3 protein-coding genes are annotated in these 2,516 nt (G+C 44.4%); 2 read left to right on the top strand and 1 reads right to left on the bottom strand.

Annotation, left to right across the window (positions count from 1 at the left end):
* A partial coding sequence (locus tag Q1M25_RS09510; protein ID WP_300484073.1) for an alpha-amylase family glycosyl hydrolase occupies positions 1-563 on the bottom strand: 563 nt, incomplete at its 3' end.
* Positions 564-1,229: 666 nt separating this feature from the next.
* Here Q1M25_RS09510 and Q1M25_RS09515 point away from each other — a divergent pair.
* Together Q1M25_RS09515 and Q1M25_RS09520 are read left to right on the top strand one after the other, a co-directional pair.
* Entirely contained in the window at positions 1,230-2,009 is a 780-nt protein-coding gene (locus Q1M25_RS09515; RefSeq protein WP_300484076.1) for a (Fe-S)-binding protein, read from the top strand.
* A partial coding sequence (locus Q1M25_RS09520; protein WP_300484075.1) for a lactate utilization protein C occupies positions 2,006-2,516 on the top strand: 511 nt, incomplete at its 3' end. The genes Q1M25_RS09515 and Q1M25_RS09520, both read left to right, overlap by 4 nt.

Consider the following 2,516-nt stretch of genomic DNA (forward strand, 5'->3'; position numbering starts at 1 on the left):
ACGGCGGAAATGCCTGCTTCGTGCAGTGCGGCAATGACATCGCGCAAGTCGTCTATTGTGCCCAAAGCTGGATTGACATCGCGGTAGCTGCTGACAGCATAGCCGCCGTCGCTTTTGCCTTCGGGACATTTAAACAGGGGCATCAGGTGCAGATAGGTCAGACCCAATTCTTGGAAATAAGGGATTTGGGCTTTCAAACCTTGCAGATCGCCTGCGAACAAATCGACGTAGCACACGCCGCCAACCTGTTTGTTGGACAAAATCCAGTCAGGATCGTTTTTGCGCGTGATATCAATATCTTTTAAAGATGCGTTGCGTTGGGAATAGCTTTGCCATGCTTGGGAAATCAGTTGCTCCAGCATGGGGAGGACGGCTTCGTTGTTGTTGTAAACATTGTCCAGCTCGTGCATCAGTTTTGGAAAGTGTTCCTCAAGTCGTCTGTCAAACTGTTTCCAGTCTTCAGATGCCTCGATGCTTGCACGCTGTTCGGGAGTGTATATCGATAGGGTGCGTTCTTTAAGGTGATGCAAGGTCAAATCAACCTGTTGAGTCTGGGTCAACATAATGCCTACTCCGAAATTAAGGTGAAATTGTTTTGAAGCTTGGTTTCACTTCTTTTGCAAATCCATGCCGATTGTGGGCGGCTAAGACTGTAATTTTGCGTCAAGAAACTGTCTCAATGATACTGGAAGTGCTTGAGTGTGCAAAGGGTTTTCAAGGTTAGGAACGATGATTTTTAAGTGTTTGATTTTGATTAAAAGTAGGATTAAGCAGATGGAAAGAGGCCTTTTGACGATCTTATCTTTCAGACGGCCTGAGTCTTGTGAGAAAAACTTTTATTTTTATTGTCTTAGATATCTTTTTATTCCAATATGGCCGTCTGAAACATATTTACAGCATAGCGGATTGCTTGTTTCGTCTAAAAACGTGTCATAGAGATTAAGTTCATGACTTCTGATGTAAATCAAAATTCTATAAAGAGGCAGTTATTCTGTTTTAAATAGAGAGAGAATGTACGAGTTTCATTCATTAAAAAATGAATCCATCAATTTCTTTATTGATAGTGGTTATTATGTAGATTATCAAATCAATAAGAGAGAGGTGTCTGTCTGGTTTGTCATGCTTTTTTAATATTATTTTTTAAAATTAGACTTGACCCATTACAAGCAATTACTTAAAGTACCCATCTTATTTTTACACAAGAAAACGGGTTGTCCCGTTCCAAAAAAATGAGCGCAATCAAACCACCACAAATCACTGTATTCGACAGCAAGCCAACCGATGCTTATTTCTTCGGTACTTGCGTTCTCGACCTTTTTATGCCTGAAGCCGGTATGGATGCCATCACTTTAATCGAACAACAGGGTATCCGTGTCCATTATCCAATGGAGCAAAGCTGCTGCGGTCAACCGGCCTATTCGTCAGGTCATCCTAAAGAAGCCTTTGATGTTGCCAAAGCGCAACTGGATTTATTCCCTGAAAATTGGCCGATTGTCGTGCCTTCCGGTTCTTGCGGCGGCATGATGAAACACCACTGGCCGACTTTGTTTAAAGGTACCAAGTACGAACAAAAAGCCATTGATTGTGCCAATCGTATCATTGAATTTACCCACTTCCTGCTGGCGATTGGTTACAAACCTGAAGATAAAGGCGAGCCGGTTAAAGTGGCTGTTCATACTTCCTGCGCGGCGCGTCGTGAGATGAATGTCCATGTGTCAGGCTGGCAGCTGATTGACGGTATGGAAAATGTTGAACGTATCGTTCATGACCATGAAAGTGAATGCTGCGGTTTTGGCGGTACATTCTCTGTGAAACAGGCTGATATTTCCGGCGCGATGGTAACCGACAAAGTTGCAGCACTGAAAGAAACAGGCGCAACTGAAATCATCAGCGCGGACTGCGGCTGCATGATGAATATCGGCGGTAAAATTGCCAAAGACGAACCCAATATGCCACGTCCGAAACATATTGCATCTTTCCTGTTGGAACGTACCGGAGGTAAAGCATGAGCGCGCGCGAAAATATTTTAGCGAAATTGAAAAAAGCCGATGCCTTGCCGATGGAAGAACCGCCGGTTTTCGAGTATTACCGTAAAATGGGTGTTTCTTGGGCAAACGATGTCGAGCGTTTGAAACATTGGGCGGCCGCCATGCGTGCCGTCAAAACTGAAATCTATTGGGTTACCAAATCCAACTGGCCGCAAGTATTCCGCCAAGCAGCCGAAGGTAAAGGCTTGAAAAACATTCTGCTCCCATTGGAAACAGAACATGGTCAGCTGGCCCGTGCAGCTTTGGCCGATACTAATATTGAAGCGTGTGGTTTTGAGCGAAAAATCGACGACTGGAAAAACGAATTCTTTACCGATATTGAGGCTGGTTTTAGCGGCTCTAAATGTGGTATTGCCCGTACCGGTACTATTATGCTGAAGTCCAGCTCTGTCGAGCCACGCAGCCTGAGTTTGGTTCCGCCTGTACATTTCTGCCTGTTTGACACCAGCAAAATGTACAACGAATTCC

It is taken from the genome of uncultured Neisseria sp., assembly GCF_951230505.1.
Lineage (GTDB): Bacteria > Pseudomonadota > Gammaproteobacteria > Burkholderiales > Neisseriaceae > Neisseria.